Source organism: Streptomyces sp. SP17BM10, assembly GCF_036322405.1.
Taxonomy (GTDB): Bacteria; Actinomycetota; Actinomycetes; order Streptomycetales; family Streptomycetaceae; genus Kitasatospora.
Map to the genome: position 1 here is coordinate 1 of NZ_JAQYXB010000194.1, position 337 is coordinate 337.

The 337-nt window shown below is 73.6% G+C and carries 1 protein-coding gene; it reads right to left on the reverse strand.

What is annotated here, in order from left to right:
* Positions 1-307, reverse strand: a 307-nt coding sequence (locus PUR71_RS00650; protein ID WP_329924298.1) for a hypothetical protein, incomplete at its 3' end; no start/stop codon positions are given.
* Positions 308-337: the final 30 nt, after the last annotated feature.

Sequence of the window (337 nt, forward strand, 5' to 3'; positions counted from 1 at the left end):
CGCGGTCCGCGTGCAGGGCGGGCACGACGCACGTGCCGGCGGCCGTCGGGTCGTCCAGGACGCCCTGCACCAGGCCGGACAGGACGGTGTCGGGGCCGAGTTCGAGGTAGCGGCGGACGCCGGCCTCGTGGAGGGTGCGGTCGCCGGCGGCGCAGCGGACCGCCTCACGCGCGTGGCGCACCCAGTACTCGGGCTCTGTCAGGCCCTCGGCGAGCGCGCCGGTCAGGTTGGAGACCAGCGGGATCGACGGCGCGTTGTACGTCAGCCCATCGAGGACCTCACGGAAGTCCTCCAGCATCGGATCCATCAGCGGCGAGTGGAACGCGTGCGAGACCCG